Genomic DNA, 14,926 nt, shown 5'->3' on the forward strand with positions numbered 1-14,926 from the left:
CGGTTCCTATAATTAGAAAAATGTAAATTTGAATAAAAAGGTTTGTTTTTATTTAATGGTGTGTTACTATTATATCTATGCGATGAGTCGAGAGGATCTTAAATGATCTTTGATAAACGGCCCTCATTAACAGTCGTATTACTGGAGGGTGTAAAGCAAGTTGTGGAACTTGCTTTGCTACACATGACTACCTTTGGGTTTTCCTGATGGGTGTACGTTGACTGATGGGTAACCATCACGTGAGCTAGGACGCGTCAATCTTAGCAATGCCAAATGAAACGCACTGTCTGAAAATGACAGTGTGTTTTTTTATGTTTGAATAACATGTATTTTAAAACTATGCTTGTTTAAGCTATTTTCCGTAATATGGTATATAATAATGGAGAGTTGAATATATCTTTAACGGTACAAGGGGGGACGTATCAAATGGAAAAATTAATTCAAATTCGTGTCGAAGAAGAGGTGCGTAATGCAGCTGATGCTGTATTTAAAGAAAATGGGTTAACGACACAACAGGCAGTTAAAATGTTTTTGACCCAGGTGGCTCACAGCGGTGAATCACCATTTAATGACCTGTTTCGCGCAAAACATAAGTAATTATATTAATAGATTGTGATAAAGCTAGAAATGGATATGTCCGTTTCTAGCTTTTATTTTGCATTAACAGATAATACAAATTATAGGACATTTAGCCAAATATAAGTGTAATTTTGATATACTGGTGCTAAGAATAACTGGAGGATATACATGAAGACAGTTAGTTTTAAAAATTTTTCTTTTTGGCAACGGATTATTATTAATACAGTGATGTTGTTGGCGATGGCGGGATTATTTAGAAATGGTCTCTATATTAGAAACATTTGGACGGCAATATTAGCTGCTGTTATTTTAGGAATTTTAAATGCCCTAGTAAAGCCTGTATTACATGTACTTGCTTTGCCGTTTACTATCATATCGTTTGGCTTGTTCGGACTAGTCATCAATGGTGTTGTATTATGGTTAACGGCTTGGGTTGTTGGTGATGGCTTTAGGTTTGCCAGTTTTGGCTGGGCAGTATTTATTGCTATTGTTATGTCCGTGGTCAACATGATAATTTCTAGTTACTTTAGTAAAGAAGATACACAATAATTAAGACAGGTAATAGAAAATGGCAAAAGAATTAACAGTAAAAGATTTATTGGATAATACTCGCCTGAAAATTGTGACAGGTGAAGAATACTTAGATCGCAAAATAACAACACCAGATATTTCAAGACCAGGTCTTGAAATGACGGGGTATTTTAACTATTATGCACCTGAGCGAATTCAGTTGATGGGGATTACGGAAACGTCATTTTCTCAACGTATGAATCATTCAGAATTGTTACTGATTGCAAGAAAAATGATGCAGCCAAACACACCAACGTTTGTTGTATCAACCGGACGGGAGCTACCAGAAGAGTTTATGCAAGCGGCGCAGGAAAATCACATTCCGGTGCTTGCAACTGAATTAACATCGTCAAAAATATTAGCTAACATGACTTACTTCTTAAGTGGTGGATTAGCTGAACGTCAGTCAGTACATGGTGTGCTGGTTGATGTCTTTGGTCTTGGCGTGTTGATTACTGGTGATTCAGGGGTTGGAAAATCAGAAACAGCATTAGAATTAGTACAACGTGGTCATCGTTTAATCGCTGATGATCGTGTTGATGTGTATGCGCAAGATGAAGAACGGTTGGTTGGGGAGCCACCAGCAATCTTACGTAACTTAATGGAATTACGTGGTGTTGGTATTATTGATGTCATGGATCTATTTGGAGCTGGTGCCGTACGCTCGCATGCAACGATCGCCTTTAATTTGCACCTTGCAAAGTGGCGTGATGATCAAGAAGTGGACCGTCTAGGTAATGGTGAAGAAGTTATTAACATCCAAGGCGTTGGATTACCACGTTACGTGCTACCTGTTCAAGCAGGCCGTAATTTAGCCGTTCTAATTGAGACTGCTGCAAAAAACTTCCGTGCCAAGCAAATGGGATTCGATGCGACGGAAACATTTAATAATAATCTTAATAATCTAATTGCTGAAAATTCAAAGTAGATGACTAATACTGTGATGTAGCAGTCTGTTAATGATAAGATTGCCAAGTTATTAGAATATGGTATTATTATGATATTGTCGCTCATGCAATTAAAAGGAGGAATCTCGTGAGTAACGAAATTATTGCAGTTCTAGGTGCCGGCTCGTGGGGAACCGCACTGGCCAATGTTGCTGCTGAAAATGGGCATGACGTTCGTTTGTGGAGCCATCGAGCATCACAAGTGGCTGAAATCAATGAGACACATCGAAATGCAAAATATTTAGGTGATAACCCATTAAATGATGGGATTGTTGGTTTTTCAGATATGCAATCTGCTGTACAGGATGCAGATATTGTGTTGAGCGTTGTGCCCACTAAGGCAACACGTGAAGTTGCCCAGAAACTAGTTACTGTCCTAGCAAACATAGACCACAGCGTTATTTTAATGGCTGCAACTAAGGGGCTAGAACCAGGCACATATAAGCGAGTATCAGAAATGCTTACTGAAGAAGTGCCTGCTAAGTACCTAAAGGGACTGGGTGTGATTTCAGGGCCTTCTCATGCTGAAGGGGTTATCAAACATGATCCAACTTTGGTTTCAGCGGCTAGCAAGAATGTTGCCGCTGCTGAAGAGGTTCAAGCGGCATTTAGTAACCAAGTATTTCGTGTGTATACTAACACTGATGTAATCGGTGCCGAAATTGGTGGTGCGTTAAAGAACGTTATTGCTATCGGGGCTGGTGCCTTAGCAAGCCTGGGCTATGATGCAAACGCCAAAGCAGCCTTGTTTACCCGCGGTTTAGCTGAAATTAGTCGTTTAGGGCAAGCCTTTGGGGCTAATCCGATTACCTTTATGGGGTTGTCTGGTGTGGGGGATTTATTTGCCACGGCTACTTCAGTACATTCTCGAAATTTTCGAGCGGGTGTACAATTAGGTGAAGGTAAAAAACTACCAGATGTTATTGAAGATATGGGGATGGTTATTGAAGGCATTTCAACAACCAAAGTTGCACATGAATTAGCACAAAAGAAACATATTGAAATGCCAATTACATCGGCAGTGTATCGTGTACTTTATGAAAACGTAGATGTTAAAGAAGCGATTCAAACATTAATGGGACGTCCAGTCTCGCAAGAAGGGAAGTAAATTAATCATGAAACCAGTACGTAAAGCGATTATTCCAGCAGCAGGATTAGGAACACGTTTTTTGCCTGCAACGAAAGCATTAGCAAAAGAAATGTTGCCAATCGTTGATAAGCCAACTATCCAATTCATTATTGAGGAAGCTTTGGCATCAGGAATTGAGGATATTGTCATCGTTGATGGTAAGTCAAAACGCTCAATTGAGGATCATTTTGATTCAAATCCTGAATTAGAAAATAACTTACGTGAAAAGGGTAAGGACGAGTTACTAAAGATTGTTCAAGAGACAACGGATATTAACTTGTACTTTATTCGTCAATCACATCCTCGTGGTTTAGGTGATGCTGTATTGACTGCTAAGTCATTTATCGGCGATGAGCCATTTGTTGTGATGTTGGGTGATGATTTGATGAGTGATGAGGAGCCTTTGACAAAGCAACTGATTGATCGTTATAACACAACTGGTGAATCAACTTTGGCTGTTATGAAGGTGCCTCACGACCAAGTATCTGAATATGGTGTGATTGCCCCTGAAAAAGAAGTTGAAGAGGGTCTACACCAGGTTAACACCTTCGTTGAGAAGCCAAAGCCAGACGATGCCCCATCTGATTTGGCAATTATCGGTCGTTATCTACTAACTCCTGAAATCTTTGAAGAACTTGAGAAGACTGAACCAGGTAAGGGTAACGAAATCCAATTAACTGATGCAATTGATTCATTAAACAAGCGTCAACATGTTTATGCGCATGAATTTAAGGGTAGCCGTTACGATATTGGATCAAAGATTGGTTTCTTAACGACAAACATTGAATTTGGTCTAAAGCACCCACAAACAAGTGAAGATTTGAAAGCATATATCAAAGAATTAGCCGCTAAATTAGACTAATCAATGATGTATTAATAATGATAACTGCAAGTTTTCGGCATCTGTTAACTTGCAGTTTTTATTTACAAAAAGTAAGCAAAAAAGCTTGCTTTCTAAGTCAAAGAATGTAAAATAATGTAGTAGAAAGTCGAGAAGACAATAATGAGCAAGTACTTGAAGGGGAGGTGTTGTTATGACCCAACACTATGACACAATAATTTTAGGTGCAGGTCCTGGTGGCATGACGGCGGCAACGTATGCTTCACGTGCAAACCTATCTGTACTGATGATTGATCGCGGGATATACGGTGGTCAAATGAATAACACAGCTGAGGTAGAAAACTATCCTGGCTTCAATAGTGTGTTAGGCCCAGATCTTTCTGAAAAGATGTACCAATCTTCAACACAATTTGGTGCTGAATATGCTTTTGGAACAGTTCTACATGTCCAAGCACAAGATGATGGATCATGGCGTGTTGTGACAGATATGGACGAATATACGACTAACTCAGTGATTGTCGCTACTGGTTCTGATTATAAGAAACTAGCCGTACCCGGTGAAGATGACTATTCAGGTCGCGGTGTATCTTACTGTGCGGTTTGTGATGGTGCGTTCTTCCGTGGCCAACATGTTATTGTTGTTGGTGGTGGTGATTCTGCAGTTGAAGAAGCAACTTATTTGGCTGGCTTGGCCGATAAGGTAACTGTTTTTCATCGTCGAGATAAATTAAGAGCACAACAAATCTTACAAGAGCGCGCTTTTGCCAACGATAAAATTGAATTTGTTTGGAATACTGAAGTTGAAGAAATTTTAGGTGATGATAAAAAAGTTACAGGTGTGCGCGTGCATAACAATGTAACTAATGAAGTTTATACGGTTGATGCTGCCGGCGTCTTTATTTACGTTGGCGTGTTACCAGTTTCAGATGTTGTCGCTGATTTGGGTATTACAAATGAGCGTGGTTGGATCGAAACAAACGAACGTATGGAAACAGCCTTACCTGGTATTTATGCACTGGGAGATGTTCGTGAAAAAGAATTACGACAGATTACAACAGCCGTTGGTGATGCCGCAATTGCTGGACAAAATGTTTTTTCATATAATGAAAATTTCAAACTAAAACAGCAGAAAATGACAGAAGCATAAGGTAGTGATTTGAGTGAGGTTGAGACAATGTTTTGTCTCAACTTTTCTTTTTTACTAATTGAGGGGGAAATATGACAACTTTTTATTTTGTGCGTCATGGCCAGACTTTGGCCAATGCCGCTGGACTAAAACAAGGACAGATCAATTCGGATATCACTTACTTAGATGATACCGGCAGGCGACAAGTTAATGAGTTGGCCAAGCATTTTGATATTAGTTTTGCAGATGCTTTAGTGATCAGTCCTTTACATAGAACTGCACAAACTGCGGATATTCTAAATGAAGTGGCAGGCATACCGATTAGAACAGATGAACGGGTGTTAGAAATTTCATATGGTGAATGGGATGGTAAGCAAAATCAGCAGCTAATAGCTGATTTTCCGGATGTTTTTAATCCGGTCTTGCATGATGTGACAGAGAATTATACAAAATATGCCGTCACTGGTGAAACATTTTCGCAAGTTGTTAACAGGATAAATCTTTTTTTAAATGAAGAGACCAAACAAAATCCCGATGGTCAAATTATTGTTGTTACTCATGGATTTACCATTAAGGCAGTATTAATGGCGACTTTTGGTATGAATCAAGTAACCAATAATATACCGGAACCAAATAACGCTAGTGTGACTAAGCTAAAGCAAACCGCTAATGGCGATCGTTATTTGTACTATTTCAATCGTAATTAGAGATAGAAGATGCTTTTTTAGTAAAATATTAATGTCTTTTTGTGGTGAGCATGCGTATAATAATTTTTGAATAGTAATTAGGAGGAGAGCAAAGCATGGCGCAAGGCGTAAAAATTGTTGCTTCATCTCATTATGTTCCCCAAGATATTGTGACCAACGATGATTTGGCTACAATTATGGATACAAATGATGAATGGATTCAAGTACATACGGGAATCAAGACTCGGCATGTTTCGTTACAGGGAGAAAATACGTCGGATCTAGCCACCAAGGCGGCGCAACAAGCGCTTGCTCAAACAGCGCTTGCACCAGCGGATATTGGACTAATCATTGTAACGACATTTACACCTGATGGTTTAGCACCATCAACTGCAGCATTAGTACAAAGAAATTTGCAGGCTGAAAATGCTTGGGCATATGATATTTCGACGGCATGTGCGGGATTTATTTTTGGCTTGAGTACAGCTGACAAATTTTTAAAAGCTGGTACAGCAAAATATGCGTTAGTCATATCCGCTGAAGTTAACTCTAAGATGATGGATTTTAAGGATCGTGCCTCATCAGTCTTTTTTGGGGATGGTGCGGGTGCATTCATATTAGAGGCTAGTGAACAGTCACTCCTGATGGCAGAGGAAATGCATACAATTGGTAATGAGGAAGTGGTGCACTCCGGTATTATTCAGCCATTACATGAACTTTCTGCTGATAACTACCCAAAGACAACGGCTTTTCATCAGGAAGGGCGTCAAGTATTTAATGAAGTTGAACGATTGATTCCTGACCATATTATCAATTTTTTGCAGCAAAATGGATTGGAACCAGCGGATGTTGATTATTTTATTCCGCATCAAGCTAATCTCAGAATTATTGAAATGATTGCAAAAAAATTGGGGCAACCAATGGATAAATTTGTGACGAATGTGACTAAATATGGGAATACATCGTCAGCAGGGATTGCCATGGGATTGGCTGAATTGCGCCAAAATACTGTATTGACAGGCAAAAAGGTGTTATTAACGGGATTTGGTGCCGGATTTACATATGGTAGTGTCTTGTGCCAATTTTAATTATAGCTGTATAATATAAATGAGGAGGCAGAATGGACTATAGTCAGATGTTAGAACAACTAAGATCAGGTGAATTAGATAAATTTGTGGTCACTTCAAAAGAGTTTTCTGATTTTTATGTTGTATGGCGCGATTATCCCTATCAAAATGCGATTAGGGGAACTGCCGAACGTGGTGGTATAATTACATATACAGCAAAAGATGACGAAGCATCATAGAATAAAATTTATAGCTTAATAATTACAAATTGTATTTTATGAAAAAAATATGTAAGCGCTTGCTAATATATCTTATACCTGATAGAATGAATGCATGAAGGTTGGTTATATTTGATTGTTGAAAGCATAATTTAACTTAACCCAAAGTAAAAGAATAATATTTAAATTTAGAGGAGATTATCACCATGGAATCACGCGAATTTCACATTGTAGCCGAAACTGGTATTCATGCTCGCCCAGCAACTTTGTTGGTACAAGCAGCTTCAAAGTTCTCATCAAATGTTACGTTGTCATACCAAGGTAAGGACGTTAACTTGAAGTCAATCATGGGTGTTATGTCACTAGGTGTTGGTCAAAATGTCGATGTTAAGATTTCTGCTGAAGGTGATGACGAGGCCGATGCCTTATCAGCTATTGCAGAAACAATGTCAGCAGAAGGTTTGACAGACTAGTTTCGTAGATTAAGTTAAACAGGTTCTAGGGGAAATAGAATGACTAATAAAATTACCGGAATTGCTGCATCAAATGGTGTTGCAATTGCAAAAGCTTATAAGTTAGTTGACCCTGATCTGTCTTTTGAGACTCGCACAATCGACGATACTCAAGGTGAGAAAGACCGCATTAGTGCGGCCTTTTTGTCTTCAAAGGCAGATTTGGAAAAAATTCGTACAAAAGCTGAAGAGTCAATGGGTGCTGATGAGGCCGAGGTGTTCACAGCACACATTATGGTCACTGAAGATCCGGAGCTTTTGAGCAATATTAATGATAAGATTGATAGCGACAAAACGAATGCCGAGGCAGCCTTGGTGGCGGTGACAGATATGTTTATTGGCATGTTTGAGAGTATGGCAGATGATAATCCATATATGGCTGAACGTGCTGCTGATATTCGCGATGTGACTAAGCGTGTGTTAAGTCATTTGCTTGGCAAGGAATTACCAAATCCTGCGTTGATCAACGAAGAAGTGGTTATTGTTGCCAAAGACATGACGCCTTCGGATACAGCACAGCTAGACCGTCGTTATGTGAAAGGGTTTATCACAAATGTTGGTGGTCGTACAGCACACGCTGCGATTATGGCCCGTACTTTGGAAATCCCAGCAATTGTTGGTTCTGAGGTTGCTACTGATGAAATTACTGATGGTGATACCGTTGTCTTAGACGGTTTAGATGGTCTAGCATTAGTAAATCCAACAGCTGATGAGATGACTGCCTACCAAGCGAAGGGCAATCAATATGCTGCTAAAAAGGCTGCGTGGGCTAAGTTGAAAAACGAGAAGTCGGTTTCAGCTGATGGCAAAGAGTTTGTCATTGGGGCAAACATTGGTACGCCAAAGGACCTTGATGGTGTGACCGATAATGGTGCTGAAGGTGTTGGTCTATATCGTACCGAATTTTTGTACATGGATTCGACTGAATTACCAACCGAAGAGGATCAATTTGAATCATACAAAAAGGTTCTTAAGAATATGGATGGTAAGCCAGTGACAGTTCGTACAATGGATATTGGTGGAGATAAGCATTTGCCATACTTACCATTACCTGAGGAAGAAAATCCTTTCTTAGGATATCGAGCTATTCGTATATCTCTCGATCGAGATGATATTTTCCGTACCCAGTTACGGGCGTTATTACGAGCGTCAGTTTATGGACAACTATGGATCATGTTCCCAATGGTGGCAACATTGCCAGAATTCCGTGCTGCTCGTGATATCTTTAATGAGGAAAAAGCCAAATTAATTGCTGAAGGTACTCAAGTATCAGATGATATTAAGCTTGGTATCATGATCGAAATTCCGGCAGCTGCAGTTTTGGCAGATAAGTTTGCGCAAGAAGTGGACTTTTTCTCAATTGGAACGAATGACTTGATTGGGTACTCGATGGCAGCAGATCGTGGTAATGACCGCATATCATACTTGTACCAGCCATATAATCCATCAATTTTACGCTTAGTAAAGAATGTGATTGATTCTGCGCATAAGTATGGTAAGTTTGCTGCAATGTGTGGTGAGATGGCAGGTGACCCAGTTGCACTACCAATTCTTGTTGGTATGGGACTAGACGAATTCTCGATGTCGGCAACTTCTATCTTGCAAGCACGTTCTTTGATGAAACAATTAGATACAAAAGATATGGCAAAATTAGCTGAGAAAGCTGTAGATGCCGAAACAAATGATGAAGTTGTTGCTTTAGTGAAAGCTAATGTTACAGCCGACTAGTTGATAAAAAATTGTGAGAGCGATCAGAAATGGTTGTTCTTTTTTTGTGCGCTGTTTGTCTTGGAGAGGTTATGTGATGAGAAACTGTTAACGGTAACATGAAATGACTAAAAGTATATTATTATATAATTCAGTGAAAGTTATCTATATGTAATGAACGGTAAATAGGTATTGTTTTAGTATTTTTTAATGAGTGAAAATATTGTGAAAGCGTTTTCTTAAAATGCTGATTTTATATTGAATATTTGATTGGCCTCATATATGCTAAACCCATCAATGAATAACTGGGGGAATAGACAAATGGCTACAAAATGGTGGCAAAATGAGGTTGTGTATCAAATTTATCCACGCTCTTTTCAAGATACTAATTATGATGGGATTGGTGATATTCAAGGGATGATTAATCATCTAGATTATATTCGTGATTTAGGGGTAACAATGATTTGGGTGTCACCAATCTATAAATCACCAATGGTGGATATGGGATATGATATTGCTGATTATCAAGACATCGATCCGCAATTTGGATCGCTTGAAGATTTTAAAACATTTTTGTCTGAAGCTAAAAAACGTCACATTAAAGTAATTATGGATTTAGTTGTTAATCATACGTCTGATCAACATGAATGGTTTAAGCAAGCATTAGCGGATCCGCAAAGCAAATATCGAGATTATTTTATTTTTAAAAAGACCCAAAATGGGGAAGTGCCAAATAACTGGCGTAGTATATTTGGAGGATCTACTTGGGAACCCGTTGTTGGTGAATCTAATACGTATTACTTTCATACTTTTGCGCCACAACAACCAGACCTTAATTGGGAAAATCCCACGTTACGTAAGGAAATATATCGAATGATCAATTGGTGGCTTGATATGGGAGTTGCGGGCTTTAGAGTAGATGCCATTACGCATTTGAAGAAAGACTTAGATTGGGCTAGTTTACCTGCTGATGGGAGTGATGGGCTGGTGTCAGTTATTAAGAAGGGACAAAATCGGCCAGGAATTGATGTATTCTTAAAAGAATTGCAGCAAGAAACTTTTGATAAATATGATGCTATTACAGTCGGTGAAGCATACGGGGTGCCTGAAGACGATTTGAGCAAATATATCGGACCAAATGGTTATTTCTCTATGATTTTTGATTTTTCATACATGAATATTAACGTTAAAAATACTGATGAATGGTATCGTGGCCGCAGTCAATGGTCAGTTAAAGACTTACGAGAAGCGTTGTTTTCATCACAACAAGTTGCTGGTAAAGTTCAGGGAACATTGGCTAATGTGTTAGAAAATCATGACCAGCCTAGGGTTCTATCAAAGTTAGTCCCAGATAAACAAAACCAAACACCCACAGCGGCTAAGACCTTGGCGACGATGTATTATTTTTTGCCGGGAATACCGTTTATCTATCAAGGTCAAGAGTTGGGGATGAAAAATTTTGCGCGTACTGACATTTCGGAATTTAACGATGTTTCATCAATTAATAATTATCGAATGGCGCTAAAAGATGGTTATTCTAAGCAGAGTGCATTGGCGGCTATCAATGATAAATCGCGTGATAATGCACGAGTGCCAATGCAATGGAATCATACTGAATTTGCTGGCTTTTCCGAAGTTACCCCGTGGTTAAAGATGGGAACAGACAGAGCAGGTATTGATGTCCAAACTGAATTGACAGATAAAACCTCTGTATTAAATTACTATAAGAAATTAGGCGCATGGCATCGTAATCCAGAGTGGCAGAAAGTTATTACAACTGGTGATTTTCAACCATTACGGGCATTACCTGAAACCGTTATTGGTTATCAGCGGACGTTGGCCAATCAAGTATTAACTGTACTCGTTAATCTAAGTACTGAAACAGTACAATTTGATATGAACCAAAGTGGTACGATTTTAGAAAAAGTAGGAAATGTCACAATCAACGAAAAAAACATCAATATGTCAGGGTATGCAGCCGTTGTAATTGGCCTTAATATATCAAATGACATGTGAATAAAGAATTAAAATCGCTGGTTAGAAAGACTGCTATTAATATCAATAATACCGAACGGCTCATTACGCATATTTGGATTAGAAAGCGTGGTATAATCAGAATAAGCACGATGAGGGGTGGTAAAAGATAATGTTACGACGACCAATTGTTATTGCAAATTGGAAAATGAATAAATTGCCAAGTGAGGTAAAGCGATATATTGCTGAAATTTCACCAAAATTGGCGATTTATCCGCATGTGGATGCCGTACTAGCGGGACAAGATGTATTGTTAAATGCAATGGTAACTGCCGCCAAAGGGACGGCTGTTGAAATTGGGGCCGAAAACATGTACTGGCAGGATAAAGGCGCTTATACTGGTGAGACAAGTCCAGCAGCACTTGCTGATTTAGGTATTAGTCGCGTGATTATTGGTCATTCTGAGCGCCGTAATTATTTTCGTGAAACTGATGAAATGGTTAACCTAAAAACATTGGCGGCATTACGGAATGGGTTGTCACCTATTATTGCAATTGATGAAGCGGTGCAATTGGAGTCCCTTAATGACCATGCGCACTGGATTGTCAATCAAGTAGTTGAATCTTTAAAGGGAGTAACTCGTGAAGAAATGGGTCGCTTGATGTTAGCTTATGAACCGACGGCAGCAATTGGTTCAGGCCAAGCGATGGGACCTGATGCAGCGCAGAAAAGTTTGCGTGTAATTCGTCAAACAGTTGCCGATATGTTTGATCAGGATGTTGCTGATCATGTGCGTGTCTTGTATGGTGGTTCAGTAAAACCAGCCAATGCTTATGAACTATTAAACCAGCCTGACATTGATGGTGTACTAGTCGGGGATGCTGCACTGGATGCAGCCACATTTATCGAATTGATTAGTTTAGCAGAACAAGCAAAACGTAATCTATAAAATAAAAAACGAGTGAGAAAGGCACAAATTGTACCATTCTCACTCGTTTTTAATTTTTAATCGACAGAAGAAATTGCGGTATCAGGTGTTGGTGTGACAACTGAGGTTTCAGCTGTCTGACTGCCTGTGTCGTTATTGTGTTGTTCTTCTGAATTGTTATTGTTGTTAGTAGCTGACGAATCGTTAGGGTTTGATGCTGCTTCATTCGAAGAACTAGTTTTTTCAGAACTAGGTTCCTCATCTGAAGAACTACTTGGTACGTTAGATGTTTCACTAGTAGTTGGCTCACTAGATGAGCTTGGTATGTTACTAGTTGAACCCTCGGTAGATGAATTTTCGTTAGAAGAACTTTCACTAGGTAAGTTTTCGCTAGAAGATGAGCTAGTAATAATAGAACTAGAGCTATTTGGTAAGCTTGATGAAGCCGGGCCACTTGACTGGCTTGGTATGCTTGATTCACTTGCACTAGGCTGACTAGTCATAGTTGAACTTGATTGTGAGCTAGGGGTGGATGTTGTCGGTTGATCAGAGGTGTTTTCTCGATTAGTAGTCATTGCCCGAGCAGATGTTTCTTGGTCGGAGTTTGGTTGAGATGAGTTAGAATCTTGTGGATTTAAAGAAGACATCACAGCCTGATTAGGATCGACAGCTTCCTCAGAGTTACTAGAAACGACGGACACACCGCTCGCTGCTAGTCGTGAACTAAATTTTTTTAAATTAGATTTAGATTCAGCTTGTGATTGTTTTTGGGATTGTAAGTGACTTGCTTGTTCTTTAGGGTTTATTAGCCAGCCAGAAAATGCCTGTGACGTACTAAGAAAGCAAACAGGGATGGCAAATAGCAGCCCCAATAGTAATGAAATAGTAAAAATCGCTCGTTTCATAAATCCCCCTGAAAAACAATAATGCAATGACAAATATAGTTTAACGTGCTTAACAATTACATGACAGTCAATTGTATAACAAAATGACAACAAATAACTTGCAAATCAATGACTAAGATGATAAAAATTATTAATAATAGTTAGTCAATGTTTTGCTAATTATGATGATAATGTGAATTTTTTATGTCCCTTATTCAACTTACAAACGTCATTGTTAGCATATACTGTGAATTATGTTACAATAAGTTCCGAGGGATATTCCCATATATAACTATACTTTCAAGAATAAGTAAGGAGAAGACAACATGTCTGCAATTACTGATATTTATGCACGCGAAGTTTTGGACTCACGTGGTAACCCTACTGTTGAAGTTGAAGTCTACACTGAATTAGGTGGCTTTGGTCGTGGTATCGTGCCATCTGGTGCTTCAACTGGTGTTAACGAAGCTGTCGAATTACGAGATGGTGACAAGGGCCGTTTCCTAGGTAAGGGAACTCTGAAGGCTGTTGAGAATGTTAACAAGGTAATCAAGGACAAGTTGGTTGGTATGGATGTTACCGATCAAGTTTTGTTGGATCACACAATGATCGACTTGGATGGTACGCCAAACAAGGGTAAGTTGGGTGCCAATGCTATCTTGGGTGTTTCAATTGCTGCTGCTCGTGCTGCAGCTGATGAACTAGGTACACCATTGTACAACTACCTTGGTGGATTTAACTCAAAGGTTTTGCCAACACCAATGATGAACGTTGTTAATGGTGGTGCTCACGCCGATAACTCAGTTGATTTCCAAGAGTTCATGATTATGCCAGTTGGTGCAAAGTCAATTGCCGAAGCTGTTCGTATGGGTTCAGAAACGTTCCATGCATTACAAGCTTTGCTAAAAGAATCTGGTCACTCAACTGCTGTTGGTGATGAAGGTGGATTTGCCCCTAACTTTACTTCAAATGAAGAGCCTTTCCAATACTTGTTGAACGCAATCGAACGTGCTGGCTACAAGCCAGGTAAGGATGTGGCAATCGCCTTTGACGTTGCCTCTTCAGAATTCTATGATCACGAAAAGAAAATTTACACATTAGCTGGTGAGCCTGATAAGAAGGAATACACGACTGATGAGTTTATCGATTACTTAGAAAACTTGATCGAAAAGTACCCAGTTGTATCTGTTGAGGATCCTTTGGCAGAAGCTGAAGATTTGAACGATGAAGAACAATGGGATAACTGGTCAAAGTTGACTGAGCGTCTTGGTAACAAGGTACAAATCGTTGGTGATGACTTCTTTGTTACAAACACTGACTACTTGTCAAAGGGTATTGCTAAGGGTGCTGCAAATGCGATCTTGATCAAGGTTAACCAAATCGGTACTTTGACAGAAACTGTTGAAGCTATCGAGATGGCCAAAGAAGCTGGTTACACAGCTATCGTTTCACACCGTTCAGGTGAGACAGAAGATACAACGATTGCTGATTTGGTTGTGGCAACTAATGCTGGTCAAATCAAGACTGGTTCAATGTCACGTACTGACCGTATCGCTAAGTACAACCAATTGATGCGTATTGAAGATTTGTTGAGTGACAAGGTTGCTGAATACAAGGGTATCGACAGCTTCTACAATATTGACAAGTCTGCACGTGATGGCATTGTTAACTACGAAGCAAAGTAATTAATTATTTATAATAACTAAAGGTGAGACCGAGCAAAATATGTTCTGTCTCACTTTTTTTATTGAGACAATT

15 protein-coding genes are annotated in these 14,926 nt (G+C 39.2%); 14 read left to right on the forward strand and 1 reads right to left on the reverse strand.

What is annotated here, in order from left to right:
• Positions 1 to 426 precede the first annotated feature (426 nt).
• The 13 genes from NGR58_RS02270 (at position 427) to tpiA (ending at position 12,305) form a co-directional block, all read left to right on the forward strand.
• Positions 427 to 597: a type II toxin-antitoxin system RelB/DinJ family antitoxin gene (locus NGR58_RS02270; protein WP_075269209.1), complete on the forward strand. Its 171-nt coding sequence runs from the start codon at positions 427 to 429 to the stop codon at positions 595 to 597.
• Positions 598 to 747: 150 nt separating this feature from the next.
• Positions 748 to 1,128, forward strand: coding sequence for a phage holin family protein (locus tag NGR58_RS02275; RefSeq protein WP_258088079.1), 381 nt, complete (start codon positions 748 to 750; stop codon positions 1,126 to 1,128).
• A gap of 19 nt (positions 1,129 to 1,147) precedes the next feature.
• On the forward strand, positions 1,148 to 2,077 hold the full coding sequence (gene hprK, locus NGR58_RS02280) for an HPr(Ser) kinase/phosphatase (RefSeq protein ID WP_258088080.1): 930 nt from the start codon (positions 1,148 to 1,150) through the stop codon (positions 2,075 to 2,077).
• A 107-nt stretch (positions 2,078 to 2,184) separates the two neighbouring features.
• Complete coding sequence (locus tag NGR58_RS02285) at positions 2,185 to 3,204, forward strand: NAD(P)H-dependent glycerol-3-phosphate dehydrogenase (protein ID WP_258088081.1); 1,020 nt, start codon at positions 2,185 to 2,187, stop codon at positions 3,202 to 3,204.
• Between the two features lie 7 nt (positions 3,205 to 3,211).
• Complete coding sequence (galU, locus tag NGR58_RS02290) at positions 3,212 to 4,087, forward strand: UTP--glucose-1-phosphate uridylyltransferase GalU (protein WP_258088082.1); 876 nt, start codon at positions 3,212 to 3,214, stop codon at positions 4,085 to 4,087.
• Positions 4,088 to 4,259: 172 nt separating this feature from the next.
• A complete protein-coding gene (gene trxB, locus NGR58_RS02295; RefSeq protein WP_258088083.1) occupies positions 4,260 to 5,213 on the forward strand; it encodes a thioredoxin-disulfide reductase in 954 nt (317 codons plus the stop codon).
• Positions 5,214 to 5,284: 71 nt separating this feature from the next.
• Positions 5,285 to 5,899: a histidine phosphatase family protein gene (locus NGR58_RS02300; RefSeq protein WP_258088084.1), complete on the forward strand. Its 615-nt coding sequence runs from the start codon at positions 5,285 to 5,287 to the stop codon at positions 5,897 to 5,899.
• Between the two features lie 95 nt (positions 5,900 to 5,994).
• A complete protein-coding gene (locus NGR58_RS02305; RefSeq protein WP_258088085.1) occupies positions 5,995 to 6,966 on the forward strand; it encodes a beta-ketoacyl-ACP synthase III in 972 nt (323 codons plus the stop codon).
• Between the two features lie 32 nt (positions 6,967 to 6,998).
• Positions 6,999 to 7,184 carry a hypothetical protein gene (locus NGR58_RS02310; protein ID WP_075269224.1) on the forward strand — a complete coding sequence of 62 codons (186 nt, stop codon included), beginning with the start codon at positions 6,999 to 7,001 and terminating at the stop codon, positions 7,182 to 7,184.
• A 185-nt stretch (positions 7,185 to 7,369) separates the two neighbouring features.
• Positions 7,370 to 7,636 carry a phosphocarrier protein HPr gene (locus NGR58_RS02315; RefSeq protein WP_258088086.1) on the forward strand — a complete coding sequence of 89 codons (267 nt, stop codon included), beginning with the start codon at positions 7,370 to 7,372 and terminating at the stop codon, positions 7,634 to 7,636.
• Between the two features lie 39 nt (positions 7,637 to 7,675).
• Positions 7,676 to 9,403, forward strand: coding sequence for a phosphoenolpyruvate--protein phosphotransferase (ptsP, locus tag NGR58_RS02320; RefSeq protein ID WP_258088087.1), 1,728 nt, complete (start codon positions 7,676 to 7,678; stop codon positions 9,401 to 9,403).
• Positions 9,404 to 9,703: 300 nt separating this feature from the next.
• Positions 9,704 to 11,398 (forward strand): alpha-glucosidase, encoded by a 1,695-nt coding sequence (locus NGR58_RS02325; protein WP_258088088.1) that lies wholly within the window; start codon positions 9,704 to 9,706, stop codon positions 11,396 to 11,398.
• Between the two features lie 130 nt (positions 11,399 to 11,528).
• On the forward strand, positions 11,529 to 12,305 hold the full coding sequence (gene tpiA / locus NGR58_RS02330; RefSeq protein ID WP_258088089.1) for a triose-phosphate isomerase: 777 nt from the start codon (positions 11,529 to 11,531) through the stop codon (positions 12,303 to 12,305).
• A 56-nt stretch (positions 12,306 to 12,361) separates the two neighbouring features.
• Here the strand turns inward: tpiA and NGR58_RS02335 are convergent, their stop codons facing one another.
• Positions 12,362 to 13,189: a hypothetical protein gene (locus NGR58_RS02335; RefSeq protein ID WP_258088090.1), complete on the reverse strand. Its 828-nt coding sequence runs from the start codon at positions 13,187 to 13,189 to the stop codon at positions 12,362 to 12,364.
• 305 nt (positions 13,190 to 13,494) lie between these two features.
• Between NGR58_RS02335 and eno the strand changes: the two genes are divergently transcribed.
• Complete coding sequence (eno, locus tag NGR58_RS02340; protein ID WP_258088091.1) at positions 13,495 to 14,853, forward strand: phosphopyruvate hydratase; 1,359 nt, start codon at positions 13,495 to 13,497, stop codon at positions 14,851 to 14,853.
• Positions 14,854 to 14,926: the final 73 nt, after the last annotated feature.

Source organism: Weissella fangxianensis, from assembly GCF_024718545.1.
Lineage (GTDB): Bacteria > Bacillota > Bacilli > Lactobacillales > Lactobacillaceae > Weissella > Weissella fangxianensis.

Coding starts and splice junctions, on each gene's coding strand:
- hprK (WP_258088080.1), top strand. CDS start 1,148: ATGGCAAAAGAATTAACAGTAAAAGATTTATTGGATAATACTCGCCTG.
- ptsP (WP_258088087.1), top strand. CDS start 7,676: ATGACTAATAAAATTACCGGAATTGCTGCATCAAATGGTGTTGCAATT.
- NGR58_RS02325 (WP_258088088.1), top strand. CDS start 9,704: ATGGCTACAAAATGGTGGCAAAATGAGGTTGTGTATCAAATTTATCCA.
- tpiA (WP_258088089.1), top strand. CDS start 11,529: ATGTTACGACGACCAATTGTTATTGCAAATTGGAAAATGAATAAATTG.
- galU (WP_258088082.1), top strand. CDS start 3,212: ATGAAACCAGTACGTAAAGCGATTATTCCAGCAGCAGGATTAGGAACA.
- NGR58_RS02315 (WP_258088086.1), top strand. CDS start 7,370: ATGGAATCACGCGAATTTCACATTGTAGCCGAAACTGGTATTCATGCT.
- eno (WP_258088091.1), top strand. CDS start 13,495: ATGTCTGCAATTACTGATATTTATGCACGCGAAGTTTTGGACTCACGT.
- NGR58_RS02270 (WP_075269209.1), top strand. CDS start 427: ATGGAAAAATTAATTCAAATTCGTGTCGAAGAAGAGGTGCGTAATGCA.
- NGR58_RS02305 (WP_258088085.1), top strand. CDS start 5,995: ATGGCGCAAGGCGTAAAAATTGTTGCTTCATCTCATTATGTTCCCCAA.
- NGR58_RS02275 (WP_258088079.1), top strand. CDS start 748: ATGAAGACAGTTAGTTTTAAAAATTTTTCTTTTTGGCAACGGATTATT.
- NGR58_RS02310 (WP_075269224.1), top strand. CDS start 6,999: ATGGACTATAGTCAGATGTTAGAACAACTAAGATCAGGTGAATTAGAT.
- NGR58_RS02335 (WP_258088090.1), bottom strand. CDS start 13,189: ATGAAACGAGCGATTTTTACTATTTCATTACTATTGGGGCTGCTATTT.
- trxB (WP_258088083.1), top strand. CDS start 4,260: ATGACCCAACACTATGACACAATAATTTTAGGTGCAGGTCCTGGTGGC.
- NGR58_RS02300 (WP_258088084.1), top strand. CDS start 5,285: ATGACAACTTTTTATTTTGTGCGTCATGGCCAGACTTTGGCCAATGCC.